At 67.2% G+C, this 25,514-nt stretch carries 26 protein-coding genes; 21 read left to right on the top strand and 5 right to left on the bottom strand.

Annotated elements, in window-relative coordinates:
• Position 1 precedes the first annotated feature (1 nt).
• Positions 2-838, top strand: a complete 837-nt coding sequence (locus ACSQ9A_RS27305) for a cytidylate kinase family protein (RefSeq protein WP_436305992.1) — start codon at positions 2-4, stop codon at positions 836-838.
• Position 839: 1 nt separating this feature from the next.
• On the opposite strand, the gene ACSQ9A_RS27300 is transcribed toward ACSQ9A_RS27305, so the two are convergent.
• Entirely contained in the window at positions 840-1,448 is a 609-nt protein-coding gene (locus ACSQ9A_RS27300; protein WP_436292204.1) for a Crp/Fnr family transcriptional regulator, read from the bottom strand.
• A 152-nt stretch (positions 1,449-1,600) separates the two neighbouring features.
• Between ACSQ9A_RS27300 and oxc the strand changes: the two genes are divergently transcribed.
• The 10 genes from oxc (at position 1,601) to pyk (ending at position 12,246) form a co-directional block, all read left to right on the top strand.
• Positions 1,601-3,388 (top strand): oxalyl-CoA decarboxylase, encoded by a 1,788-nt coding sequence (oxc, locus tag ACSQ9A_RS27295; protein WP_436305991.1) that lies wholly within the window; start codon positions 1,601-1,603, stop codon positions 3,386-3,388.
• Between the two features lie 25 nt (positions 3,389-3,413).
• Positions 3,414-4,676 (top strand): formyl-CoA transferase, encoded by a 1,263-nt coding sequence (gene frc / locus ACSQ9A_RS27290; RefSeq protein ID WP_093108607.1) that lies wholly within the window; start codon positions 3,414-3,416, stop codon positions 4,674-4,676.
• Between the two features lie 23 nt (positions 4,677-4,699).
• Positions 4,700-5,137 (top strand): PAS domain-containing protein, encoded by a 438-nt coding sequence (locus ACSQ9A_RS27285; protein ID WP_436305990.1) that lies wholly within the window; start codon positions 4,700-4,702, stop codon positions 5,135-5,137.
• Positions 5,134-6,381, top strand: coding sequence for a formyl-CoA transferase (gene frc, locus ACSQ9A_RS27280; protein ID WP_093108609.1), 1,248 nt, complete (start codon positions 5,134-5,136; stop codon positions 6,379-6,381). The genes ACSQ9A_RS27285 and frc (ACSQ9A_RS27280) overlap by 4 nt, the downstream gene beginning before the upstream one ends.
• Before the next feature lie 174 nt (positions 6,382-6,555).
• Positions 6,556-6,885 (top strand): hypothetical protein, encoded by a 330-nt coding sequence (locus tag ACSQ9A_RS27275; RefSeq protein WP_436305989.1) that lies wholly within the window; start codon positions 6,556-6,558, stop codon positions 6,883-6,885.
• Between the two features lie 33 nt (positions 6,886-6,918).
• Positions 6,919-8,082: an ADP-forming succinate--CoA ligase subunit beta gene (gene sucC, locus ACSQ9A_RS27270; protein WP_436305988.1), complete on the top strand. Its 1,164-nt coding sequence runs from the start codon at positions 6,919-6,921 to the stop codon at positions 8,080-8,082.
• 7 nt (positions 8,083-8,089) lie between these two features.
• Positions 8,090-8,989 carry a succinate--CoA ligase subunit alpha gene (sucD, locus tag ACSQ9A_RS27265; RefSeq protein ID WP_436305987.1) on the top strand — a complete coding sequence of 300 codons (900 nt, stop codon included), beginning with the start codon at positions 8,090-8,092 and terminating at the stop codon, positions 8,987-8,989.
• Positions 8,990-8,996: 7 nt separating this feature from the next.
• Positions 8,997-9,767, top strand: a complete 771-nt coding sequence (locus ACSQ9A_RS27260) for a fumarylacetoacetate hydrolase family protein (protein ID WP_436305986.1) — start codon at positions 8,997-8,999, stop codon at positions 9,765-9,767.
• A 39-nt stretch (positions 9,768-9,806) separates the two neighbouring features.
• The gene (locus ACSQ9A_RS27255; protein WP_436305985.1) at positions 9,807-10,817 is read left to right on the top strand and encodes a 2-dehydropantoate 2-reductase; all 1,011 of its coding nucleotides are present in this window, start codon (positions 9,807-9,809) and stop codon (positions 10,815-10,817) included.
• A gap of 10 nt (positions 10,818-10,827) precedes the next feature.
• Positions 10,828-12,246: a pyruvate kinase gene (gene pyk, locus ACSQ9A_RS27250; protein WP_093108615.1), complete on the top strand. Its 1,419-nt coding sequence runs from the start codon at positions 10,828-10,830 to the stop codon at positions 12,244-12,246.
• 5 nt (positions 12,247-12,251) lie between these two features.
• Here the strand turns inward: pyk and ACSQ9A_RS27245 are convergent, their stop codons facing one another.
• A complete protein-coding gene (locus ACSQ9A_RS27245) occupies positions 12,252-13,109 on the bottom strand; it encodes a LysR family transcriptional regulator (protein ID WP_436292046.1) in 858 nt (285 codons plus the stop codon).
• 121 nt (positions 13,110-13,230) lie between these two features.
• On the opposite strand from ACSQ9A_RS27245, the gene ACSQ9A_RS27240 reads away from it, so the two are divergent.
• Positions 13,231-13,467: a hypothetical protein gene (locus ACSQ9A_RS27240; protein ID WP_093108617.1), complete on the top strand. Its 237-nt coding sequence runs from the start codon at positions 13,231-13,233 to the stop codon at positions 13,465-13,467.
• 14 nt (positions 13,468-13,481) lie between these two features.
• Here the strand turns inward: ACSQ9A_RS27240 and oxlT are convergent, their stop codons facing one another.
• Positions 13,482-14,807, bottom strand: coding sequence for an oxalate/formate MFS antiporter (gene oxlT / locus ACSQ9A_RS27235; RefSeq protein WP_436305984.1), 1,326 nt, complete (start codon positions 14,805-14,807; stop codon positions 13,482-13,484).
• A 175-nt stretch (positions 14,808-14,982) separates the two neighbouring features.
• On the opposite strand from oxlT, the gene ACSQ9A_RS27230 reads away from it, so the two are divergent.
• Positions 14,983-15,123, top strand: coding sequence for a hypothetical protein (locus ACSQ9A_RS27230; RefSeq protein ID WP_436305983.1), 141 nt, complete (start codon positions 14,983-14,985; stop codon positions 15,121-15,123).
• Here the strand turns inward: ACSQ9A_RS27230 and ACSQ9A_RS27225 are convergent.
• Positions 15,120-16,049: a LysR family transcriptional regulator gene (locus ACSQ9A_RS27225; protein ID WP_436305982.1), complete on the bottom strand. Its 930-nt coding sequence runs from the start codon at positions 16,047-16,049 to the stop codon at positions 15,120-15,122. The two genes, ACSQ9A_RS27230 and ACSQ9A_RS27225, sit on opposite strands and share 4 nt — an antisense overlap.
• 142 nt (positions 16,050-16,191) lie before the next feature.
• Between ACSQ9A_RS27225 and ACSQ9A_RS27220 the strand changes: the two genes are divergently transcribed.
• Genes ACSQ9A_RS27220 through ACSQ9A_RS27200 form a run of 5 tightly spaced genes read left to right on the top strand, consistent with a single transcriptional unit; the run spans position 16,192 to position 22,262 of the window.
• Positions 16,192-16,704, top strand: a complete 513-nt coding sequence (locus ACSQ9A_RS27220) for a formate dehydrogenase subunit gamma (RefSeq protein WP_436305981.1) — start codon at positions 16,192-16,194, stop codon at positions 16,702-16,704.
• A complete protein-coding gene (locus tag ACSQ9A_RS27215) occupies positions 16,701-18,257 on the top strand; it encodes a formate dehydrogenase beta subunit (protein WP_436305980.1) in 1,557 nt (518 codons plus the stop codon). The genes ACSQ9A_RS27220 and ACSQ9A_RS27215 overlap by 4 nt, the downstream gene beginning before the upstream one ends.
• Before the next feature lie 20 nt (positions 18,258-18,277).
• Positions 18,278-21,142: a formate dehydrogenase subunit alpha gene (gene fdhF / locus ACSQ9A_RS27210; RefSeq protein WP_436305979.1), complete on the top strand. Its 2,865-nt coding sequence runs from the start codon at positions 18,278-18,280 to the stop codon at positions 21,140-21,142.
• On the top strand, positions 21,139-21,990 hold the full coding sequence (fdhD, locus tag ACSQ9A_RS27205; protein WP_436305978.1) for a formate dehydrogenase accessory sulfurtransferase FdhD: 852 nt from the start codon (positions 21,139-21,141) through the stop codon (positions 21,988-21,990). Before fdhF ends, fdhD begins: the two co-directional genes overlap by 4 nt.
• Before the next feature lie 20 nt (positions 21,991-22,010).
• Positions 22,011-22,262, top strand: coding sequence for a formate dehydrogenase subunit delta (locus ACSQ9A_RS27200; protein ID WP_436305977.1), 252 nt, complete (start codon positions 22,011-22,013; stop codon positions 22,260-22,262).
• Positions 22,263-22,278: 16 nt separating this feature from the next.
• Here ACSQ9A_RS27200 and ACSQ9A_RS27195 read toward each other — a convergent pair whose 3' ends face one another.
• Positions 22,279-22,554: a hypothetical protein gene (locus ACSQ9A_RS27195; protein ID WP_436305976.1), complete on the bottom strand. Its 276-nt coding sequence runs from the start codon at positions 22,552-22,554 to the stop codon at positions 22,279-22,281.
• A gap of 55 nt (positions 22,555-22,609) precedes the next feature.
• On the opposite strand from ACSQ9A_RS27195, the gene ltnD reads away from it, so the two are divergent.
• The 3 genes from ltnD to ACSQ9A_RS27180 are packed head-to-tail and all read left to right on the top strand — an operon-like array spanning position 22,610 to position 25,505.
• Positions 22,610-23,566 (top strand): L-threonate dehydrogenase, encoded by a 957-nt coding sequence (gene ltnD / locus ACSQ9A_RS27190; protein WP_093108623.1) that lies wholly within the window; start codon positions 22,610-22,612, stop codon positions 23,564-23,566.
• Positions 23,563-24,831, top strand: a complete 1,269-nt coding sequence (gene otnK, locus ACSQ9A_RS27185; protein WP_436305975.1) for a 3-oxo-tetronate kinase — start codon at positions 23,563-23,565, stop codon at positions 24,829-24,831. The genes ltnD and otnK overlap by 4 nt, the downstream gene beginning before the upstream one ends.
• Positions 24,828-25,505 (top strand): class II aldolase/adducin family protein, encoded by a 678-nt coding sequence (locus ACSQ9A_RS27180; protein ID WP_093108625.1) that lies wholly within the window; start codon positions 24,828-24,830, stop codon positions 25,503-25,505. Before otnK ends, ACSQ9A_RS27180 begins: the two co-directional genes overlap by 4 nt.
• The last annotated feature ends 9 nt before the right edge of the window (positions 25,506-25,514 follow it).

Below are 25,514 nucleotides of genomic sequence, written 5' to 3'. Positions count from 1 at the left end.
CATGCCCGTCATCGCAATGACCCAGGAGATGGGTTCCCTCGCCAAGGATGTGTCGCTGCGGCTCGCCGAGTCGCTCGGCCTGGCCGTCATGCGCCACGAGGCCATCGAGCGCGTGGCCGACCGGGCGCAGGTGTCCACCAGCCTGATCGGCCGCCTGCGCGACGGCAAGGCGGGGCTGGTGGAGCGGCTCACCACCGACCGGCGCAGCGTCGCCCTCTACACCGCGGAAGAACTGTTCGCGCTGGCCGACCGCGGCAATGTCGTGCTGCGCGGCTGGGGCGCCACCTGCCTGCTGCGCCCCGTGCCGCACGTGGTGTGCGTGCGCATCACGCGCTCGTTCAAGAAGCGGGTCGAATGGCTGATGGGCCACTTGGGCACCGACGATGTCGAATTCGCGGAAGCCGAGCTGCGCCGCAGCGACCAGGCGCATGCCTCGCGCATGAACGACCAGTTCGGCGTCACCTGGGGCGACCCGGTGCTCTACGACCTGGTGCTCAACACGGACCGCGTGTCGGTCGAGAGCTGCGTGGAGCAGATCTGCCTGTTGGCGAGCCGACCGGAGTTCGCCGAGACGCCCGAATCGCGCGCCATGCTCGCCAACATGGCGCTGGAAGCGCGCGTGCGGGCTGCGTTGAAGGAGCATGAGGCGACGCGCGACATCAACATCACGATCAACGCCAGGCAAGGGCAGGTCGCGCTGCGCGGGATCGTGCTCGACAACGAGGAACGGGAGCAGACCGAAAGCGTCGCTGCCGCGGTTGCCGGCGTGCACAGCGTGGACAACCAGCTGAGGCTGATGACCAGCTCGCGGCTGTTCGCCTCATCCAAGCAGACCTGAGTTAGATCTTTCCGCGCTTTTTGAGGCGGCTCAGGGTTTCCGCGGAGAGATTGAGATAGGAGGCCAGTTCCTTGCTCGGAATGCGATCCACCAGTTCCGGATGCTTGCGCATGAAGCGGTGCACGCGGCCGGGCGCGTCCAGCAGGTGCAGCGTGATGGTGTGCGCCATGATCTCGCTCATCCCGCGCATGACGCTGAACTCGAACAGCTCCTTGGCTTCCGCATGCCGGTTCAGGAACGCGATCCATTCCTTCAGCGGCAGGCTGGCCACGCGCGCCTTGGTCACGCACACGATGCCGTACGGCGTGGGCGTCCCCAGCCGCAGCGCGGCATAGCTGGTCTCCATGTCGTTCTCGTCGGCGAAGCGCAGGATCATTTCCTTGCCCTCCGGATTGCTCACCACCCGCTTGAGGATGCCGTCGAGGATGAAGTACTGCTCCATCTCGCGCACGCCCTGGTGCAGCAGGAAGTCGCCTTTGTTGCCGTCCACCACGGAGAGATGGGTTTCCAGTTCGGCGCGGTCGCTCTCGCTCAGATCCTTGAGAAGGATGTTTTGCCGGAGCTGGGCTCGGATGATGTTTTTTTCCGGGTGGTTTTCCAACAACGTCATGGTTCCCGTCTTGCTCGATTTCGCAACAACCGCCGGTATCGGTACGGCGAACGTTTTCCGGAAAGTTGACCGCGGTCAACAGCTGAAAGCCTGGGCCCGAATCATAGTCTTGGCTCGGCCCCCGGCCATTCATCCAAAGCAAAAGGAGAGACATGTCTTCAGTTAGCACAGACAAACAGGCAGCCCTGGCGGCCGACGACACGCTCCAGCGCGCGCTCAAGAACATGACCGACGACGCGCCGGCCCGCGAAACGACCGATGGCTTCCACCTGGTGATCGACGCGCTGAAGCTGAACGACATCGACACCATCTTCGGCCTGCCCGGCATCCCGATCACCGACCTCACGCGCATGGCGCAGGCCGAAGGCATGCGCGTGATCTCGTTCCGTCACGAGCAGCACGCCGGCAACGCGGCCGCGGCCGCCGGCTTCCTGACGCAGAAGCCCGGCATTTGCCTGACGGTGTCGGCGCCCGGCTTCCTCAACGGCCTGACCGCGCTGGCCAATGCCACCACCAACTGCTTCCCGATGATCCTGATCAGCGGCTCGAGCGAGCGCGAGATCGTCGACCTGCAGCAGGGCGATTACGAGGAGATGGACCAGCTCGCGATCGCCAAGCCGCTGTGCAAGGCGGCCTTCCGCGTGCTCCATGCCGAGGACATCGGCGTCGGCATCGCGCGGGCGATCCGCTCGGCCCTGTCGGGCCGCCCGGGCGGCGTGTACCTCGACCTGCCGGCCAAGCTGTTCGCTCAGACCATGGACGCGGCTGCCGGCAAGCGATCGCTGATCAAGGTGGTCGATCCGGCGCCGCGCCAGATTCCGGCGCCCGACGCGGTGAAGCGCGCGCTCGATCTGCTCAAGAGTGCCAAGAAACCGCTGATCCTGCTGGGCAAGGGCGCGGCCTATGCGCAGGCCGACGCCGACATTCGGGCGCTGATCGAGAAGACCGGCATCCCCTACCTGCCGATGTCGATGGCCAAGGGCCTCCTGCCCGACACCCATGTGCAGTCGGCCGCGGCCGCGCGTTCCTATGTGCTGCAGGAAGCCGACGTCGTGATGCTGGTCGGCGCGCGCCTCAACTGGCTGCTGTCGCACGGCAAGGGCAAGACCTGGGCCCAGGAGAAGGGCGCCAAGCAGTTCATCCAGATCGACATCGCGCCGACCGAGATCGACAGCAACGTCGCGATCGCCGCGCCGGTGATCGGCGACATCGGCTCCTGCGTGGCGGCGCTCCTGGCCGGCGTCGACGCCAAGTGGGCCAAGCCGCCGGCCGACTGGACCGGCGCCATCGCCGAGCGCAAGGACAAGAACCTGTCGAAGATGGCAGCCACGCTGGCTGCCCGGCCCTCGCCGATGAACTTCCACAGCGCGCTCAGCGTGATCCGCGATCAGGTGAAGGCGCGGCCCGATGCCATCGTTGTCAACGAAGGCGCCAACACGCTGGACTTCGCGCGCAGCATCGTCGACATGTACGAGCCGCGCAAGCGCCTCGACGTGGGCACCTGGGGGATCATGGGCATCGGCATGGGCTTCGCGGTCGCCGCGGCCGTGGTCACCGGCAAGCCGGTGATCGCCATCGAGGGCGACAGCGCCTTCGGCTTCAGCGGCATGGAAGTCGAAACCATCTGCCGCTACAACCTGCCCATCTGCATCGTCGTCTTCAACAACAACGGCGTCTACCGCGGCACCGACGTGAACGTGAGCGGCACGCCCGACGTGGCGCCGACCGTGTTCGTCAAGAACGCGCGCTACGACAAGCTGATCGAAGCCTTCGGCGGCGTCGGCGTCAACGCCACCACCGCCGACGAGCTGGAAAAGGCCCTCGCCGAGGCCGTCGCCTCCGGCCGGCCGACCCTGATCAACGCCGTGATCGACGAGACCGCCGGCACCGAAAGCGGCCGCATCACCAGTCTGAACCCGGCGACGGCGAAGAAGAAGTAATCCCAGGCAACACAGGAGATATCCCATGAGCAGCAGCAACAAACCACTCAACGGCATCAAGATCATCGACTTCACCCATGTCCAGGCCGGTCCCGCCTGCACGCAGATGCTGGCCTGGTTCGGCGCCGACGTCATCAAGGTCGAGCGCCCGGGCTCCGGCGACGTCACGCGCACCCAGCTGCGCGACATCCCCGACGTCGACGCGCTCTACTTCACCATGCTCAACAGCAACAAGCGCTCGCTGACGCTGGACACCAAGCAGCCCGAGGGCAAGGTGGTGCTGGAGAAGCTGATCCGCGAATCCGACGTGCTGGTCGAGAACTTCGGCCCCGGCGCGCTCGACCGCATGGGCTTCACCTGGGAGCGCATCCAGGAACTGAACCCCAAGATGATCGTCGCCTCGGTCAAGGGCTTCAGCGACGGCCACCACTACGACGACCTCAAGGTCTACGAGAACGTCGCGCAGTGCGCCGGCGGCGCCGCCTCGACCACCGGCTTCTGGGACGGCCCGCCGACCGTCAGCGCCGCCGCCCTGGGCGACAGCAACACCGGCATGCACCTGGCGATCGGCATCCTGACCGCCATCATCGGCCGCCAGCAGACCGGCAAGGGCCAGCGCGTGGCCTGCGCGATGCAGGACGCGGTGCTCAACCTCTGCCGCGTGAAGATGCGCGACCAGCTGCGCCTGGACAAGCTCGGCTACCTGGAAGAGTACCCGCAGTACCCGCATGGCACCTTCAGCGACGTGGTTCCGCGCGGCGGCAATGCCGGCGGCGGCGGCCAGCCGGGCTGGGTGCTCAAGTGCAAGGGCTGGGAAACCGACCCCAACGCGTACATCTACTTCACCGTGCAGGGCCACGCCTGGGCCCCGATCTGCGACGCCATCGGCAAGCCCGAATGGAAGACCGACCCCGACTACATGACGGCCAAGGCACGCCAGCCGCACATCACCGCGATCTTCGCAACCATCGAGGACTGGCTGGCCGACAAGACCAAGTTCGAGGCGGTCGACATCCTGCGCAAGTTCGACATTCCCTGCTCGCCGGTACTGACGATGAAGGAACTGCTGCACGACGAATCGCTGCGCAAGAGCGGCTCGATCGTCGAGGTGAAGGGCCACAAGGAGCGCGGCAACTACTTCACCGTCGGCAGCCCGATCAAGTTCTCCGACCTGAAGCCCGAGATCACGCCTTCGCCGCTTTTGGGCGAGCACACCGACGATGTGCTGGCCGAGCTGGGCTACAGCAAGGAACAGATCATCAACTTGCGCGAGTCCAAAGCGGTTTGAGACTGGAAAGAGGGAGCGGCGCCTTGCAATCGAACGTGGATTTGAAACAGCTCGTCGCCGGTGCCGGCGACGCCATCATGGTCGCGGATGCGCAAGGCGCGATCACGCTCTGGAACCAGGCAGCCGAGCGCATCTTCGGCTACGCCGAAGCCGAGGCGCTGGGCAAGTCGCTCGATCTGATCATCCCGGAACGCCAGCGCGGCCGGCACTGGGACGGCTATCAAAAGACCATGGACACGGGCATCACCAAGTACGGCGCCGACCTGCTGCGCGTGCCCGCCCTGCACAAGGACGGGCACACGCTGTCGATCGCCTTCACGGTATCGATGCTGTTCTCCGAAGATCGGAAGGTCACGGGCATTGTCGCCATCGTGCGCGACGAGACCGCCCGCTTCGCCGAGGAGCGCAAACTGCGCGCCCGTCTGGTAGAAGTCGAGGCCAGATCCAAGGAGACACAATGAGCAAGGCACTCGAGGGCGTTCGGATTCTCGATTTCACCCATGTGCAGTCCGGCCCCACCTGCACCCAGCTGCTGGCCTGGTTCGGCGCCGACGTGATCAAGGTCGAGCGCGCCGGCGAAGGCGATGCGACGCGCGGCCAGCTGCGCGACATTCCCGGCGTGGACAGCCTCTACTTCACGATGCTGAACCACAACAAGCGCTCGATCACGCTGGACACCAAGAAGCCCAAGGGCAAGCAGGTCCTCGACACGCTGATCAAGACCTGTGATGTGCTGGTCGAGAACTTCGCTCCCGGTGCGCTGGACCGCATGGGCATCACCTGGAGCCACATCCAGGACTTGAACCCGCGCATGATCGTGGCCTCGGTCAAGGGCTTCGGGCCGGGCAAGTACGAGCACTGCAAGGTCTACGAGAACGTCGCACAGTGCGCCGGCGGCGCCGCGTCGACGACCGGCTTCGACGACGGCCCGCCGGTCGTGACCGGCGCGCAGATCGGCGACAGCGGTACCGGCCTGCACCTGGCGCTCGGCATCGTCGCCGCTCTATACCAGCGCAACAGCACCGGGCGCGGGCAGCAGGTGCTGGCGCCGATGCAGGACGCGGTGCTCAACCTGTGCCGCGTGAAGATGCGCGACCAGCAGCGGCTCGAACGCACCGGCACCATGCACGAGTACCCGCAGTACCCCGACGGCAAGTTCGGCGACGCCGTGCCGCGCGCCGGCAACGCCTCCGGCGGCGGCCAGCCGGGCTCGATCCTGCGCTGCAAGGGCTGGGAGACCGACCCGAATGCGTACATCTACTTCATCACGCAGGGCGCAGTCTGGCCGGCGGTGTGCAAGGTCATCGGCGAAGAGGGCTGGATCGACGACGAGGCCTATGCCACGCCGGCCGCACGCCTCTTGCACCTGAAGCCGATCTTCGCGCGCATCGAGCAGTGGACCATGACCAAGGACAAGTTCGAGGCCATGGAGATCCTCAACAAGTACGACATTCCCTGCGGGCCGATCCTGTCGATGAAGGAGATCGCAGCGGACGAGTCGCTGCGCGAGAGCGGCACCATCGTCGAGGTGGACCACCCGACGCGGGGCAAGTACCTGACGGTCGGCAACCCCATCAAGATGTCCGACAGCCCGACCGAGGTGACGCGTTCACCGCTGCTCGGCGAACACACCGAGGAAGTGCTGCGCCAGCTCGGCTACAGCGCGGACGACCTGGCGATGCTGCGCGAAGAGCGCGTGATCTGAGCTGAGCGCGGACGAGGGCGCACAACGGATTCTGGCGCCCTCAACCCATAACTCATAGCAAATACATTCAATAAAATACTTTCACTATTAATTATTGATCGACCACTCTACATTTTGAATATGCCGAGCGCATTCGATTCACCACCGCGGCATTCAAATTTGAAGGAGAAGCTCATGGTCAACGATTTGCCAATCCAGTACCGGAACGACGAAATCGAACGGAACGCCTACAACGCGGCGTTCTATGAATTGGGATTCAGGTGGCATTGGGACAGCCATACCTATTACGAATTGCTGAGCCAAAGCCAGAACGAGGCGGAACGGATCGGCCATTACCTGAAGACTCACCAATCGCACCTTCTCAAATCCTACGAGGCTGAATTCCTCGTCGAAGTCATCCGGCAAAAGAAGGCCGAGCACATGCAGCGCGGCATTGCGCCCGGCGCGATGCCGGCCAGGTATTTCGACTGGGCGCAAATGCCCGGTTGCGAACTCGGCGCCTAGGCCCTGCCCGTCCCCTAAAAAACCGCCAAAGCCATGAATATCCACGAATACCAGGGCAAAGAGGTATTGCGGAAATACGGCGTGGCTACGCCGCGCGGCTTTCTCTGCATGTCGCCTGAGGAGGCGGTGGATGCGGCCACTCGGCTCGGCGGCGCGCGCTGGGTCGTCAAGGCGCAGATCCACGCCGGCGGGCGCGGCAAGGGCGGCGGCGTGAAACTGGCGAGATCCATGGCGGAAGTGCGCCAGCATGCCGAGCAGATCCTCGGCATGCGCTTGAGAACGCATCAGACCGGGCCCGAGGGGCGCCTGGTGAAGCGGCTCCTGATCGAGGAGGGCGCCGACATCGCGAAAGAGTTCTACCTGGCGCTGGCGGTGGACCGCGACACCCAGCGCGTCGCGCTGATGGCCTCGAGCGAAGGCGGCATGGACATCGAAGAGGTGGCGGCCCGCACGCCCGAAAAGATCCACAAGGTGGCCATCGATCCGATCGCGGGCCTGACGGTGGGCCAGGCGGACGACGCCGCACGCCGGATCGGCATCCCCGCGAAGTCGATTCCAGAGGCGCGCAGCTTCATGCAGAACCTGTACCGCGCCTTCGACGAATGCGATGCATCGCTGGCCGAGATCAATCCGCTGGCCCTGACCAGCGACGGCCGCGTGATCGCGCTCGACGCCAAGTTCGACTTCGACCCGAACGCGCTCTTCCGCCATCCGGAGATCGTCGCGCTGCGCGATCTCGACGAGGAAGACCCGGCCGAGGTCGAGGCCTCGAAGTTCGACCTCTCCTACATCCCGCTCGACGGCAACATCGGCTGCCTGGTCAACGGCGCGGGCCTGGCCATGGCGACGATGGACGTGATCAAGCTGTACGGCGGATCGCCCGCCAACTTCCTCGACGTGGGCGGCGGCGCGACGGCCGGGAAGGTGACGGAGGCCTTCAAGCTGATGCTGCGCAATCCGAAGCTGGCGGCCATCCTGGTCAACATCTTCGGCGGCATCATGAAGTGCGACCTGATCGCCCAGGGCGTGATCGCCGCCGCGCGCGAGGTGCGGCTCCAGGTGCCGCTGGTGGTGCGCATGAAGGGTACCAACGAAAAGCTGGGCCGGATCATCCTTGCGCAGTCGGGCCTTCCCATCATCAGCGCGGACGACATGGCGGATGCGGCCGCGCGCGTCGTCGCAGCGGCGAGGGGCTGACCCCACCATGTCCATCCTCATCAACAAGAACACCCGCGTGATCACGCAGGGCATCACCGGCAAGACCGGGAGCTTTCACACCGCGATGTGCCGCGACTACGGCAACGGCAGGAAATGCTTCGTCGCCGGCGTGAACCCGAGCAAGGCAGGCAAGTACTTCGACGGCATCCCGATCTTCGGCAGCGTCAAGGACGCCAAGGCCGAGACCGGCGCGACCGTCTCGGTGATCTATGTGCCGCCGCCCTTCGCGGCCGCCGCCATCGACGAGGCGGTCGATGCCGAGCTCGACCTGGTCGTCTGCATCACCGAAGGCATCCCCGTGCGCGACATGATCCGCACCCGCCACCGCATGCAGGGCCGCAAGACGATTCTGCTCGGCCCCAATTGCCCGGGCCTGATCACCCCGGACGAAATCAAGATCGGCATCATGCCGGGCCACATCCACCAGAAGGGCCGCGTCGGCGTGGTGTCGCGCTCCGGCACGCTGACCTACGAAGCCGCCCACCAGCTCGCCAGCTTCGACATCGGGCAGTCGACGGTGGTCGGCATCGGCGGCGATCCGGTCGGCGGGCTCAGGCATATCGACGTGCTGAAGATGTTCAACGACGACCCGCAAACCGACGCGGTGATCATGGTCGGCGAGATCGGCGGCAACGAGGAAGAGATCTGCGCGCGCTGGATCAAGGAGCACATGCGAAAGCCCGTGGTCGGCTTCATCGCCGGCGCCACCGCGCCGCCGGGCAAGCGCATGGGCCACGCGGGCGCCATCATTTCCGGCGGCAAGGGCACGGCGGAGGCCAAGCTGTCGGTGATGCAGGAATGCGGCATCCACGTGACGCGCAATCCGGCGGAGATGGGCAAGCTGCTCGCATCGCTGGTCATTCCCGACTACCTACCCTTCGATTGAGAGAGACATGCAACAACAGCGATGGATCCGTTTCGAACGCGCCGGCAAGACGGGCTTCGGCGCGCTCGACGGCAACAAGGTGCGCGAACACCAGGGCGACATGTTCGGCAGCCCCGAAGCGACGGGTAGCGTCTTCGCGCTGGACGAGCTCAAGCTGCTGACGCCGACCCGGCCGACCAAGGTCATCGCGCTGTGGAACAACTTCCACGCGCTCGGCGAGAAGCTGAACCTGCCGGTGCCGGCCGAGCCGCTCTACCTGCTGAAGGCGCCCAACTCCTTTCTCGCCGCCGGCGAGCCCATTCGCAAGCCGCTGTGCGAGGGCAAGGTGGTGTTCGAGGGCGAGCTCGGCATCGTCATCGGCAAGACCTGCACGGCGGTGGCCGAGGAAGCGGCGCTCGACCATGTGTTCGGCTACACCTGCGCCAACGACGTGACGGTGGCCGACATCCTGAACCGCGACGCCTCCTTTGCGCAATGGGCGCGCGCCAAGGGCTTCGACACCTTCTGCCCGATGGGCCCGGTGGTCGCCACCGGCCTCGACCCCGCGACGCTCACCGTGACCACCCTGCTCGACGGCGCGGCCCGCCAGCACTACCCCATCAGCGACATGCGCTTCTCGGTGCAGCAGCTGGTCAGCCTGATCTCCTTCGACATGACGTTGCATCCGGGCGACGTGATCCTGTGCGGCACATCGGTCGGCGTCGGCTCGATGAAGCCCGGCAGCCTGGTCGAGGTCGAGATCAACGGCATCGGCAAGCTGAGCAATCGCTTCGGCTAGGGCCTGCCGCGCAAGAGATTCAACACTTCAAGGATCGACATGAAGATAGCAGTCATCGGCGCAGGCGCCATCGGTGGCTTGGTCGGAGCAAAGCTCGCGCTGGCCGGCGAGGACGTGACGTTCATCGTGCGCGGAGCCAACCTCGACGCCATCGCCACCAACGGCTTCAAGCTGATCGCGGCCGACGGCGAGGAGCAGGTGGCGCGAAACGTGAAGGCCACCGATCGCTACGACCAGGCGGGCGTGCAGGACATCGTCATCCTCGCGATGAAGGCGCACCAGGTCGAAGCGGTGGCGAACGAAGTGCCCAAACTCTTCGGCCCCGCGACCGTGGTGGTGACGATGCAGAACGGCATCCCGTACTGGTACTTCCACAAGCACGGCGGGCCGCTCGATGGAAGCACGGTGAAGAGCGTCGATCCGCATGGCGTCGTGGCCGCGAAGATTCCTGCGGAGCGCGTGATCGGCTGCGTGGTTTACCCCGCCTCCGAGCTGGTGGCGCCGGGCGTGGTGAAGCACATCGAGGGCGACCGCTTCCCCGTCGGCGAACTGGACGGCACCTCGAGCGAGCGCGTGAACCGCGTCGCGGCCTGCTTCGCCAACGCGGGCTTCAAGGCGCCCGTGCTCGACAACATCCGCGCCGAGATCTGGCTCAAGCTGTGGGGCAACCTGACCTTCAATCCGATCAGCAGCCTGTCGCATTCCACGCTGGTCGACATCTGCCAGTACCCGCCCTCGCGCGACCTTGCCGCCGCGATGATGCGGGAAGCCCAGGCCGTCGCGCACAAGCTGGGCATCGAGTTCCGCGTGTCGCTGGAAAAACGCATCGCCGGTGCCGAGAAGGTGGGCAAGCACAAGACCTCGATGCTGCAGGACGTGGAAGCCGGGCGTGCCCCGGAGATCGATGCGCTGGTGGGCGCGGTGGTCGAGCTGGCGCGGCTGACCGACACGCAGACGCCGCACATCGACACCGTCTACTCGCTGGTCAAGCTGCTGGCTCGCACGATGGAGGACCAGCGCGGACGGGTCCGCCTTCACGAGATGGCTTGAGGCCCTCACCATGAGACGCGCCCGCAGCGCCAAGATCGTCGCCACGCTCGGCCCGTCCACTTCGGACGAGCAGGCCATCCGCGCCCTGTTCGAGCGCGGCGTGGACGTGTTCCGGCTCAACTTCAGCCACGGCACGCAGTCCGACCATGCGCGGCGCCTGGAAACCATCCGCGCGCTGGAGAAGGAGTTCGGCCGGCCGATCGGCGTGCTGCTCGACCTGCAAGGGCCGAAGCTGCGCCTGGGCACTTTCGAAGGCGGCAGGACGCAGCTCGAAGCCGGTGCGCGACTGCGCCTCGACATGGACAGGACCCCCGGCGATGCCCGCCGCGCGCCGCTGCTGCATCCGGAGATCTTCGCGGCGCTGCAGACCGGCACCGAGCTGCTGCTCGACGACGGCAAGCTGCGCCTGCGCGTGGAAAGCCACGGCGCAGATTTCGCCGAGACCACCGTCCTCGTCGGCGGACCGATCTCGGACCGCAAGGGCGTCAACGTGCCGAGCGTGCTGCTGCCGATCTCGCCGCTGACCGCGAAAGACCGCGACGACCTGGCCTTCGGGCTCGCGATGGGCGTGGACTGGGTTGCGCTCTCCTTCGTGCAGCGGCCCGAGGACATCGAGGAGGCGCGCGCCCTCATCGGCACACGCGCCTGGATCATGGCCAAGCTCGAGAAGCCGGCCGCGATCGAGCACCTGGACGGCATCGTCGCCTTGTCCGACGGCATCATGGTCGCGCGCGGCGACCTCGGCGTCGAGCTGCCGCCCGAGCAGGTGCCGGAACTGCAGCGCCTCATCGTGCGCGCCTGCCGCAAGGGCGGCAAGCCGGTGGTGGTGGCGACGCAGATGCTCGAGTCGATGATCGCGTCGCCGGTGCCCACCCGCGCCGAGGTCTCCGACGTGGCGACCGCGATCTACGACGGCGTGGACGCGGTGATGCTGTCCGCCGAATCCGCGTCGGGCCAATACCCGCTGGAAGCGGTTGCGATGATGGACCGCATCGTCGCCCGCGTGGAAGCGGACCCGTCCTACCGCAGCGGCATCGACGCCACGCATGCCGCGGCCGAGGCGACCACCGCCGACGCGGTCTGCGCGTCGCTGCGCAACGTGGCCGGGCTGCTCTCTCCGGCCGCCACCGTGACCTACACCTCCTCGGGCTTCACCAGCCTGCGCGCCGCGCGCGAGCGGCCCGCCGTGCCCGTGTTGAGCCTGACGCCCTCCGTCGCCACCGCGCGCCGCATGGCCATGGTCTGGGGCGTGCATGCGGTGCTGGTGGACGACGTTCACGATGTCGCCGAGATGATCGAGTGCGCCTGCCGCAGCGCGCGCGACGAGGGATTCGCGAACCCGGGCGACGACGTGGTGGTCGTCGCGGGCCTGCCCTTCGGACAGTCCGGAACGACGAACCTGCTGCACGTCGCGCGCATCGCGCGCTGAGCCGGTCAGATCTTTCTGGCCTCCGTGCCCGCGGCCTGCCGCAGGCCCGCCAGCGCGGGATCGATGATCGCGGGATCGGCGCCCACCGCGTAGACCGCATAGGCCGGATAGAGAAACTCCGGCGTGTGGGGCACGCGGCGCAGATGCCCGGATTCCAGGTGGCCGCGCACCACGTCGAGCCGGAAATAGCCGGTGCCGCCGGCGGCCAGCAGGTACTCGCGGCCGAGCGGCCCGAGCCCGGCCATCACTGCCGCGCTCGACAGTTCGGGAAAAGCCAGCCCGTGCTGCGCCGCGAACTCGGGCCCCCAGTCGACGTACACATAGTCCGCCGGGCGCGGCACGCGCGGACGCTTCGCCGTCGTGACCATGACGAGCTTTTCCTCGATCAGGAGCTCCACGCGCAGCCCGGGCCGCTGCTGCGGCGCATAGGCGATGGCGACATCGAGCACGCCCGCGGCCACCTTGTCGAGCAGGTCCTGCGGGTAGCCGACTTCCGTGCGCAGCGCGAGCTGCGGGTGCCTGGCGCGCATCCACAGCAGCCAGCGCAGCAGCAGCGGATCCCACAGGCTGATCTCGCAGCCGGCCGCGAGCACGGCGCGGCTGCCGGTCGGCACCGCCACCTGATCGCGCGCACGCGCCCAGACCTGCACCAGCGTGGTCGCGTGCGGCAGGAAGCGCTCGCCGGCCGCGGTGAGCGCGGCGCCGGCCTTGTTGCGCACGAAGAGCCGGCGGCCGAGCAGCTCTTCGAGCGTTCGCACGCGCGCGCTGACCGAGGTTTGCGTCACGTGCAGCCGCTCGGCGGCGCGCTGGAAGCTGCGGGTCTCGACGATCTCGAGGAAGGTGCGGGCCAGGTTGATGTCCACGATGGCAGCTCGTTTTGAATGCAGTATTTTTGCATTCAATTGGCAATAAATCTCGTTTTACTTGGAGCCAAGTCCGTCCGAACATGGAGGCATCGCAACCCGCTGCAATCAGGAACTCACCATGTCCATCCTTCAACGATCATTCGTCTCGAGCCCCGCCGGCGCCCGGGCCCGTGCGCTCAGGACCTTGGCCGCCGAGGCCGGTGCGCTCGTCAAGGCCTTGCTGAATCCGAACCAGGTCATCGAGGAAGTCGAGCAGATGCGCGCCTTGCACGCCGCCGCGAATCGCGTCGAGGCCAGCAACGCGGCGCGCGCCGCCTGGCTGCGGTCGCGTGCCTCGCGCATCGGCCTGCGCTGATGAGCGATGGCCGCCTAGGAGTGCTGCTGGCTCTGCGCGATGTGCTTGCGCCGCATCGGACGCAACACGAACCACGCCATCAGCGCCGCGGCGGCGTTGACCGCGCTGGCGGCGATGAAGACGGCCTGCCAGCTGCCGGTGGCCGCGGCGAGCACGCTCGAGAGCGGCACCAGCAGCGCCGCCGTGCCCTTGGCGGTGTAGAGCATGCCGGCGTTGGATGCTGCGTACCTGGAGCCGAAGGTGTCGGCGCAGGTCGAGGGGAAGAGACTGTAGATCTCGCCCCAGGCGAAGAACACGATGCCGGTCAGCACGACGAAGAGGATCGGGTTCTGGCCATAGTGGTAGAGCATCAGGATGCCCACCGATTCCAGCGCGAACGCGATGAACATCGTCTGCTCGCGCCCGATCTTGTCGGAGACCCAGCCGAAGAAGGGCCGCGTCAGGCCGTTGAGCACGCGATCGATCGCGAGCGCGAAGGTCAGCGCGGGCAGCACCAGGCCCATGATGTTGACCGGCACGTCCATGATCTTGAAGTCCTTGGCGATCGGCGCGAGCTGGGCCGTGGCCATCAGGCCGCCGGCGGCCACCATCACGAACATCGCGTACATGACCCAGAAGACAGGCGACCTCAGCACTTCGGAAGGGGCGTAGTCGCGGCGCGACTGCTGCACGTTGCGGCTGTTCGACGCCTTCGCATGATCGGGTGCCCGGGTCAGCGCCCAGGCCAGCAGGAAGACGATCAGCCCCTGCCCGATGCCGAAGTAGAGGAAGGCCGCCTCGTAGCCGTGCGAGTGGATCATCGCGGAGATCGGGACGATCGTGAGGGCCGATCCGGCCCCGAAGCCGGCCGCGGTCATGCCCGCGGCGAGGCCGCGCCGGTCGGGGAACCACTTCAAGGCATTGCCCACGCAGGTGCCGTAGACCGCGCCGGCGCCGATGCCGCCGATCGCCGCCGCGATGTAGAGCACCGGCAGCGAGGAGGCCACCGAATTGAGCACCCATCCGAGACCGCACAGCACGCCGCCGACCAGCACCACCGGGCGCGGGCCGAAGCGATCGACGAGGTAGCCTTCGATCGGCACCAGCCAGGTCTCGGTGAGCACGAAGATCGTGAAAGCCACCTGGATTGCGGCGCGGCTCCAGCCATGCTTGTCGGCGATCGGATTGACGAAGAGGGTCCAGCCGTATTGCAGGTTGGCGATCATCGCCATGCACACGATGCCGATCAGCAACTGTCCCCATCGGTACGTCTGCGATCGGTTCGCGGCTGCGTCATAGCTTGCCGCCTGGGAATACATCGCCGGGCTGGAACCCGCGATCGTGGTCGTTGGCCGAGTCATGGAGTCTCCTGTTGTCGTAGAGGTCCGGCGGCATCGGAACGCCGGACCCGTTTTGGGAGTGAAGGACTGTCGGACGGCGCGGCGCAAACGCTCTTGACCGCAGTCAAGTTCCCATCAACCAAGGGTAAACCCTTAAAATCGACAACTCCTCATCGCCACGCATCGGCCACGCAACATGAACCACACCGCATTGAATTCCACCTCGATCAAGACCCAGTCGCCATCCGGCGCGGGCGCGCTTCTGCGCGAGCTGATCGCCGCCATGCCCATCGTGATCTTCTTCAAGGCGGCGCGCGCCGCTCTGCAGCGGCCCTAAGCTGCTGAATCGAAGGGGACGATCTGCGCAATCAGCGACGCGCCGTCGCTGAGCAGAAAGTCCTTGAAGGCCTGCGCCACCGGCGGCAGGCGCTTGGTGCGCCGACGCACGACGTACCAGTTCAGCATCAGCGGGAAACCCTCGACGTCGAGCACGCTGAGGCTGCCGGCCTTCAGCTCCTGGCTGATGGTGTGCGCCGACACGAAGCTCACGCCCATGCCCGCGATCACCGCCTGCTTGATCGTCTCTGTGCTCGGGATCTCCATCGCGATGTTGATGTCGCGCAGGTCGCCGCCGAAGCCTTCCTCCATCGAGTTCCAGGTGTCGGTGCCTTTCTCGCGCACGACGAAGGGCTCGCGCATCAGCCGGGCCCGCGGGATCTTCCGCTCGCCGACCAGCGGGTGGCTCGGCGCCGCGACGATCACGTAGGGATGCGGCGCGAAGGGCTGATTGACCGTGTCCATGTCGGTCGGCGGCCGCACCATGATCGCGAGGTCGGTGAGGTTCTCGGCGATGTGGGTCAGAAGCCCCTCGCGGTTGTGGACCGTGAAGTTCAGCGTCACGCCGCGATGGCGGCTCGCGAACTCCACCAGGAGGCGTGGAAAGAAGTAGTCGCCGGCGCTGATCACGCCCACGTTGAGCTTGCCGCCCGAGACGCCCTTGAACTGCGTCATTGCGTTCTCGGCCGCCTCGAACTGCTGGATGATGGCGCGGCTGATCTGCAGCAGCTCCGCGCCGGCCGGGGTCAGGTAGATCTTCTTGCCGAACTGCTCGAACAGCACGTTGCCGGCGTGCTCCTCGAGCTTGCGCACCTGCGTCGAGACGGCCGGCTGGGTCAGGTGAAGCTCTTCGGCCGCGCGCGAAAAGCTCAGGAGGCGAGCGACCGCCTCGAAGACTTTCAACTGGCGCAGGGTCGCGTTCTTCATCGTGAACTCATCGTACCGTGCGCCTTGCGGCGGACTTCGATTTAGTAATCGCATCGGCCCATTCGCCGGATAAATTGGACAGCCGTTTCCCCGCTGTCGACACTGCGCCCCACACGGTGTTGCGACAAACAAGGAGAACAGCATGTCGGCGCTTCAGGATGAAGGAACGGTCTCGCATCGCAGCAGCAGCGTCGATGCGCTGGCGACCGTGCGCGGCGTGCTGGCGCAACGGGCCGAAGAGCCGGGCGCGCTGCTGCCGATCCTGCATGACGTGCAGGACGCGCTGGGCTATGTGCCTGCCGATGCCGTGCCGGAGATCGCCGCTGCGCTGAACTTGTCGCGTGCCGAGGTTCACGGCGTCCTCACCTACTACCACCACTTCCGCGCCGAGCCGGCCGCACGCCACGTGGTCCAGATCTGCCGCGCCGAGGCCTGCCAGGCGATGGGTGCCGAGGCCTTGCTCGCGCATGCGCAGCAGCATCTGGGTTGCGCGGTGCATGGCGATTCGAAGGACGGCGCCTTCACCCTCGAGCCGGTCTACTGCCTCGGGCTGTGCGCCTCCTCGCCCGCCATGATGCTGGACGACGAGCCGCATGCGCGCATCACGCCGCGGGTCTTCGATGCACTGATGGCGCAGGCCCGGAGCGAATCATGAGCATCACCGTTTACGTGCCGCGCGACTCCGCGGCCCTGGCCGCCGGCGCCGACCGCGTGGCGCGGCGCATCGCCGGCGAGGCCGCAGCGCGTGGTGCGGACATCCATCTGGTGCGCAACGGCTCGCGCGGCATGTTCTGGCTCGAGCCGCTTGTCGAGGTGGCCACGCCGGCCGGGCGCATCGCCTACGGGCCGGTCGCGCCCGAGGACGTGGCGAGCCTGTTCGACGCCGGTTTCCTCGAGGGCGCGGCCCATGCGCTGCATCTCGGCCCGACGGAGGAGATCGCCTACCTGAAGAAGCAGGAGCGCCTCACTTTCGCGCGCATGGGCATCACCGATCCGCTGTCGCTCACCGACTACCAGGCGCACGAAGGCTTCGCCGGCCTGCGCCGCGCGCTGGCGCTGGAACCCGCGCAGATCGTGCAGCAGGTGCTGGACTCGGGCCTGCGCGGGCGCGGCGGCGCGGCCTTCCCGGCCGGCATCAAGTGGAAGACGGTGCTGGCGACGGCGGCCGCGCAGAAGTACATCGTCTGCAATGCCGACGAAGGCGATTCGGGCACCTTCTCCGACCGCATGACGATGGAGGGCGACCCCTTCATGCTGATCGAAGGCATGACCATCGCAGGCATCGCGACCGGCGCGAGCATGGGCTACGTCTACGTGCGCTCCGAATACCCGCATGCGATCGCGGCGATGAACGAGGCCATCCGCCGCGCCGAGGCGGCGGGCTTCCTCGGCGACGACATCCTTCGATCGGGCCGCAGCTTCCGGCTGCAAGTGCGCAAGGGCGCCGGCTCCTACGTCTGCGGCGAAGAAACGGCGCTGCTCGAAAGCCTGGAGGGCAGGCGCGGCATCGTGCGCGCCAAGCCGCCGCTGCCGGCCATCGAGGGCCTGTTCGGCCAGCCCACGCTGATCAACAACGTGATCACGCTGGCCAGCGTGCCGCTCATCCTGGCGCGCGGGGCCGAGTTCTACCGCGACTTCGGCGTCGGGCGTTCGCGCGGCACCTTGCCGATGCAGCTGGCCGGGAACATCAGGCACGGCGGCCTGGTCGAGAAGGCCTTCGGCGTCACGCTGCGCGAGCTGCTCTACGACTACGGCGGCGGCTCCGCATCCGGCCGGCCGATCAAGGCGGTGCAGGTGGGCGGGCCGCTGGGCGCCTACCTGCCCGAATCGCAATGGGACCTGCCGCTGGACTACGAGGCCTACGCCGCCGTCGGTGGCACGGTCGGCCACGGCGGCATCGTGGTCCATGACGACACCGCCGATCTTTCGAAGCTCGCGCGCTACGCGATGGAGTTCTGCGCCATCGAGTCCTGCGGCAAATGCACGCCCTGCCGCATCGGATCGACCCGCGGCGTCGAGGTCATCGACAAGATCCGGGCCGACCAGAACCGGCCGCAGCAGGTGATGCTGCTGCGCGACCTGTGCGACACCATGGTCCACGGCTCGCTGTGCGCGATGGGCGGGATGACGCCGTTTCCGGTGCTGTCCGCACTCAACCATTTCCCCGAAGACTTCGGGCTGGTCGTGCCCGATCGCAAAGCAGCCTGAGAAAAGAAGAGGAACAAGCCATGCTCGACCACCTGAAAGAAACCGACTACGGCACGCCCCGCCGCGAGTCCGAGCGCGAGGTGACGCTCGAGATCGACGGCTACGCGGTGACCGTGCCCGCGGGCACCTCGCTGATGCGCGCGGCGGTCGATGCCGGCATCCAGGTGCCCAAGCTGTGCGCGACGGACAGCCTCGAGCCCTTCGGCTCGTGCCGGCTGTGCCTGGTCGAGATCGATGGCCGCAAGGGCTTTCCGGCCTCGTGCACCACGCCCGCCGAGGCCGGCATGAAGGTGCGCACGCAGACGCCGAAGCTCCAGGAGCTGCGCAAGGGCGTGATGGAGCTCTACATCTCCGACCATCCGCTGGACTGCCTCACCTGTTCGGCCAACGGCAACTGCGAGCTGCAGGACATGGCGGGCGTCACCGGCCTGCGCAACGTGCGCTACGGCTTCGACGGCGCCAACCACCTGAAGAGCGCCAAGGACGAATCGAATCCGTACTTCACCTACGACCCGTCGAAGTGCATCGTCTGCAACCGCTGCGTGCGCGCCTGTGAAGAAACGCAAGGCACCTTCGCGCTCACGATCAGCGGGCGCGGCTTCGAGTCGCGCGTCTCGCCGGGCCAGGACCAGGCCTTCATGGAATCGGAGTGCGTGAGCTGCGGCGCCTGCGTCGAGGCCTGCCCGACGGCCACGCTGCAGGAGAAGTCGGTGATCTGGCTCGGCCAGGCCGAACACAGTGTCATCACCACCTGCGCCTACTGCGGCGTGGGCTGCGCCTTCAAGGCCGAGATGAAGGGCAGCGAGGTGGTCCGCATGGTGCCGTGGAAGGACGGCAAGGCCAACGAAGGGCACTCCTGCGTCAAGGGTCGCTTCGCCTGGGGCTACGCGACGCACCAGGACCGCATGCTGAAGCCGATGATCCGCGCGAAGATCAGCGACCCGTGGCAGGAAGTGAGCTGGGAGGTCGCGTTGAACCATGCCGCGAGCGAGTTCAAACGCCTGCAGGCCAAGTACGGCAAGGATTCGATCGGCGGCATCACCTCCTCGCGCTGCACGAACGAAGAAACCTACCTGGTGCAGAAGCTCGTGCGCGCCGCCTTCGGCAACAACAACGTCGACACCTGCGCGCGCGTGTGCCACTCGCCCACCGGCTACGGCCTCAAGCAGACGCTGGGCGAATCCGCGGGCACCCAGACCTTCAAGTCGGTGGAGAAGGCCGACGTGATCATGGTGATCGGCGCCAATCCGACCGACGGCCATCCGGTGTTCGCCTCGCGCATGAAGAGGCGGCTGCGCGAAGGTGCGAAGCTGATCGTGGTCGATCCGCGCCGCATCGACATCGTGAAGTCGCCGCACGTGAAGGCCGCGCACCACCTGCAGCTCAAGCCCGGCACCAACGTGGCGGTGGTCACTGCGCTCGCGCACGTCATCGTCACCGAAGGCCTGGCGGCGGAGGACTTCATCGCCGAGCGCTGCGACACCGCATCGTTCAACGAATGGAAGGCCTTCGTCGCCCGCCCCGAGCAGTCGCCCGAGGCCACGGAGGAGGCGACCGGCGTGCCGGCGGCGCAGCTGCGTGCCGCGGCGCGCCTGTTCGCCACGGCCGGCAACGGCGCCATCTACTACGGCCTCGGCGTGACCGAGCACAGCCAGGGCTCGACCACGGTGATGGGCATCGCGAACCTGGTCATGGTCACCGGCAACGTGGGGCGCGAGGGCGTCGGCGTCAATCCGCTGCGTGGCCAGAACAACGTGCAGGGCGCCTGCGACATGGGTTCTTTCCCGCACGAGCTGCCCGGCTACCGCCACGTCTCGGACAGCACCACCCGCGCGAGCTTCGAGGCCGCCTGGGGCGTTCCGATCAACCCCGAGCCGGGGCTGCGGATTCCCAACATGTTCGACGCCGCGCTCGGCGGCGCCTTCAAGGGCCTCTACTGCGAGGGCGAGGACATTGTGCAGTCCGACCCGAACACGCAGCACGTGGCGGCGGCGATGATGGCGATGGAGTGCGTGGTGGTGCAGGACATGTTCCTCAACGAGACCGCGAAGTACGCGCACGTGTTCCTGCCCGGCTCGTCCTTCCTGGAGAAGGACGGCACCTTCACCAATGCCGAGCGCCGCATCTCGCGCGTGCGCAAGGTGATGCCGCCGAAGGCCGGCTATGCGGACTGGGAGATCACCGTGAAGCTGGCGCAGGCGCTCGGCTACCCGATGGACTACAAGAGTCCGGAGGACATCATGGCCGAGATCGCCACGCTGACGCCGACCTTCCGCGGCGTGAGCTACAAGCGCCTCGACGAGCTCGGCAGCATCCAGTGGCCCTGCAACGATGCCGCGCCCGAAGGCACGCCGACCATGCACATCGACAGCTTCGTGCGTGGCAAGGGCCGCTTCATCGTCACGCAGTACGTGGCGACCGACGAGAAGGTGACGCGCAAGTTCCCGTTGCTGCTCACCACCGGCCGGATCCTGTCGCAGTACAACGTCGGCGCGCAAACTCGCCGCACCGACAACAACCAGTGGCACAGCGAGGACCGGCTGGAGATCCATCCGCACGATGCCGAGGAGCGGGGCATCAAGGACGACGACTGGGTCGGCATCCAGAGCCGCGCGGGCGAGACGGTGCTGCGCGCCACGGTGTCGGAGCGCATGCAGCCGGGCGTGGTCTACACGACCTTCCACTTCCCCGAGTCGGGCGCCAACGTCATCACCACCGACAACTCCGACTGGGCCACCAACTGCCCCGAATACAAGGTCACCGCGGTGCAGGTCATGCCGGTGATGCAGCCCTCCGCGTGGCAGCAGGAGTACAGCCGCTTCAACGAAGTCCAGCAGGGCTTGCTGACGGCGGCGCAGGCCAACGAAACGGTGCCCGCAAAGTGACGGCCGTTGTCGCACCCCCGCTTTTCGAAGGCGCCCGCCTGCTGCCGGTCAACGGCGTGCGCGGCGGGCTGGACTTCGCGGTGCAGGACTGGGTGGCCGAGGAAGTGCCCGTCGCGCTCGAGTTCAACGGCATCTCGCACGCGGTGATGCTCGCCACGCCCGCGGACCTGGAGGACTTCGCGCTCGGCTTCTCGCTCAGCGAGGGCATCCTGGACCATGCGCGCGAGCTCTATGCGGTGGAGGCCGAGCCCTCGACGCTCGGCATTACCGTGCATCTGGAAGTGGCCAGTGCCGCGTTCGCCCGCCTGAAGCAGCGGCGCCGTTCGATGGCCGGGCGCACCGGTTGCGGCTTGTGCGGCACCGAAAGCCTGGCGCAGGTCTCGCGCCAGCTGCCTGTGCTTATCGATGCCGCGCGCCTGGATCGGCGCGCGATCGCCCGCGCCATGTCGCAGTTCCACGCCTTGCAGACGCTGCAGCAGGCCACCGGCGCCGTGCATGCGGCCGCATGGTGCACCGCGAAAGGCGAAGTGATGTGCTTGCGCGAGGACGTCGGGCGCCACAACGCACTCGACAAGTTGATCGGCGCGCTGGCATCCAGCGGGGTCGATGCGTCGGCCGGCTTCATCGCCGTCACCAGCCGCGCCAGCTTCGAGATGGTGCAGAAGACCGCCATGGCCGGCGTGTCGCTGCTCGCCGCGGTGTCCGCGCCCACCTCTTTCGCGGTCGAGACCGCGCAGCGGGCCGGCCTCACGCTGGTCGGCTTCGCGCGCAAGGAAGACCTGGTGGTCTATTGCCAGCCGGAACGTACTTCGGCCAACCCGGCGTCCGGCGCAAGCCGCGCGCACTGACATCCAATTCGAGAGGCAGCATGCACGATCCCGGCGCACAACTGGTCAAGATGGCCAACCAGATCGGCACCTTCTTCCAGGCCCAGACACCCGCCGACTCCGTCGCGGCCAGGCAGGCGATCGCCTCGCACCTGAAGTCGTTCTGGGCGCCCAGCATGCGCGCTCAGCTGCTGTTCCAGCTTGACGAAGGAGGTGCCGGCAACCTGCTGCCGATCGTCGCCTCGGCAGTGCGCAGCCATCGGACGACGCTGCTTCCCGGCGAGGCCGGCTAGGGCCTGTTAACAGGCCCTAGGCGCCCTGGAGCAGCCTGGCGTGCGCCACGCGCTCCTCGTGCACCTTGAGCAGCAACTCGTAGTACATGCACAGCGGCATGGCGACGAACACCATGCCGGCGACGTAGATGATCAGGCTCATCACCGGAAAGTCGGCGCTGCCCCAGTAGGGAATCGACGCGGCGGCCGCGCCGATGGCAATGATGGCGATCACCGCCTTCAATGCACGGCCCATGAAAGCAGCCCGCAAGTGGCCGGGCCGGTCGTCGCCCTTGTCTCCATCGTGATCCATGGTTTTCCTTGGTTGAGGCGCTACCGCTTCTTATCATGTGGGCCGGACCGGGGCAATGCTGAAGTCCCGCAGTGCGCGCGCTGCACCATCCCAACTCTCAGGAATCTCCATGAAAAAAGCAGGACTCGTCGGCCTGGGCGCCATGGGCGCCGGCATCGCGGCCACCTTGCGCAGCAAGGGCTACGAGATGCATGTGTGCGATGCGCGCCCCGGCGCTGCGCTCGCCTTTGCCGAACAGGGCGGCGTCGCCTGGGCCACGCCGGCGCAGGTCGCGGCCGAATGCGAGCGCGTCGTCTCGGTCGTGGTCAATGCGCAGCAGACCGAGGCGGTGCTGTTCGGCGAAGCGGGCGCGGCCGCGGCGATGAAGCCCGGCAGCGTGTTCGTGATGTGCTCGACGGTGGATCCCAACTGGTCCATCGCGCTGGAGGAACGCCTCGGCGCCGCCGGCATCCACTACATCGACGCGCCGATCTCCGGCGGCGCGGCCAAGGCCGCGAGCGGCCAGATGACGATGATGAGCTCGGCAAAGCCCGAGGCCTATGCCAAGGCCGATGCGCTGCTCGATGCCATGGCCGGCAAGGTCTACCGGCTGGGCGACCGCGCCGGCGCGGGCAGCAAGGTGAAGATCATCAACCAGCTCTTGGCCGGCGTGCACATCGCCGCCGCCGCCGAGGCCATGGCGCTGGGCCTGCGTGAAGGCGTGGCGCCCGAGGCGCTGTACGAGGTGATCACGCACAGCGCCGGCAACAGCTGGATGTTCGAGAACCGCATGGCCCATGTGCTGGCCGGCGACTACACGCCGCTGTCGGCGGTCGATATCTTCGTCAAGGACCTGGGCCTGGTGCTCGACACCGCGCGCGCGAGCAAGTTTCCGCTGCCGCTTGCATCCACCGCGCACCAGATGTTCATGCAGGCCTCCACCGCGGGCTTCGCGAAGGAAGACGACAGCGCGGTGATCAAGATCTTTCCCGGCATCGAACTGCCTTCCACTCCCAACAAGGACAAGCCATGACCGTCCTGCTCGGCTGCATCGCCGACGATTTCACCGGCGCGACCGATCTCGCCAACAACCTGGTGCGCGCCGGCATGCGCGTGGTGCAGACCATCGGCGTGCCCGCAGGGCCGCTGACCGCCGAAGTCGACGCGGTGGTGGTGGCGCTCAAGTCGCGCACCATCGCGCCGGCCGAGGCGGTGGCGCAATCGCTCGAAGCGCTGCGCTGGCTGCAGGCCGAGGGCGCGCGGCAGATCTACTTCAAGTACTGCTCCACTTTCGACAGCACGCCCGAGGGCAACATCGGGCCGGTGACCGAGGCGCTGATGGATGCGCTGGACACCGACTTCACCATCGCCACGCCAGCCTTCCCCGACAACAAGCGCACCGTCTTCAAGGGCTATCTGTTCGCGGGCGAGGTGCTGCTCAACGAGAGCGGCATGCAGAACCACCCGCTCACGCCGATGACCGATGCCAACCTGGTGCGCGTGCTGCAGGCGCAGACGCGGCGCAAGGTGGGGCTGATCGATCATGTGGCCGTGGCGCAGGGACCGGCCGCGATCGGCGAGCGCATCGCACAGTTGCGCGCGCAGGGCGTGGGCATCGCGATCGTCGATGCGGTCTCGAACGACGACCTGCTGCGCCTCGGCCCGGCGCTGGCGCAGATGCCGCTGGTCACGGCCGGCTCGGGCGTCGCGATCGGGTTGCCGGGCAACTTCGGCATCGCACCGTCATCCGCCGCGAGCGCGCTGCCTGCGGCTTCGGGGCGCGGGGCCGTGGTGTCGGGCAGCTGCTCGCTTGCCACCAACCGGCAGGTGCAGCACTTCATCGCATCGGGCCGCCCGGCGCTGGCGATCGATCCGTTGCGCATCGCGGCAGGTGTCGACGTCGTGGCCGAGGCGCTGGCCTGGGCCGCGCCGCTCGTCGAATCCGGCCCGGTGCTGGTCTATTCGACGGCCGAGTCCGGCGCCGTGAAGTCGGTGCAGGGCCGGCTCGGCGTCGAGGAGGCCGGCGCGATGGTGGAGCGCACCATCGCCGCGATCGCGCGCGGGCTGGTCGCGCAAGGCGTGCGCCAGCTCGTGGTGGCGGGCGGTGAAACGTCGGGCGCCTGCGTGCAGGCGCTCGGCATCGCGCAACTGCAGATCGGCGCGCAGATCGACCCCGGCGTCCCGTGGTGCTATGCGGTGTCCGAAGCGGCCGGCGGCGCGGGTCTGCATATCGCGCTCAAGTCCGGCAACTTCGGTACCGACGATTTCTTTTCGAAAGCCTTTACAGTCATCGGATGAAAGAGAGCGAATCGCGCGAAGAGATCTGCCGCATCGGCCGCAGCCTGTTCGAGCGCGGCTATGTGCATGCCACGGCGGGCAACATCAGCGTGCGGCTCGATGACGACGGCTTCCTGATCACGCCCACCGATGCCTGCCTCGGATTTCTCGACCCGGCGAAGCTCGCGCGCCTCGATGCCGGCCTGAACCAGACCGCCGGCGATCGCGCCAGCAAGACCATCGCGCTGCATGCGCGCATCCACGCCGCGGCCACGCGATTCGATGCCGGCACGCGTTGCGTGATCCACACCCATTCCACGCACTGCGTCGCGCTCTCGCTGCAACAGCCAGGCGAAGAACTGCTGCCGGCCCTCACGCCCTATTTCGTGATGAAGGTCGGCCATGTGCCGGTGATTCCGTATCAGCGCCCGGGCGCGCCCGAAGCGGCCGAGCTGGTGGCACAGGCCATCGAACGCTACGGCGCGCAGGGCACGCCGATCCGCGCCGTGATGCTCGAACGCCTGGGCCCGAACGTGTGGCACGAGACGCCCGCCGCCGCCATGGCCGTGCTCGAGGAACTCGAGGAGACCGCGAAGCTCTGGCTATGGAGCGGCCAGGCGATCGAGCGCCGACCGCAAGCCCTGGGCCCGGCCCAGATCGATGAACTGCGCCGCAGCTTCGGCGCTCGCTGGTAGAGGTTTCTT

Source organism: Variovorax sp. LjRoot290 (assembly GCF_964253985.1).
Taxonomy (GTDB): Bacteria; Pseudomonadota; Gammaproteobacteria; order Burkholderiales; family Burkholderiaceae_C; genus Variovorax.
Note: the sequence above shows the minus strand (reverse complement) of the source record. Positions and strands in the feature narration are given on the sequence as shown.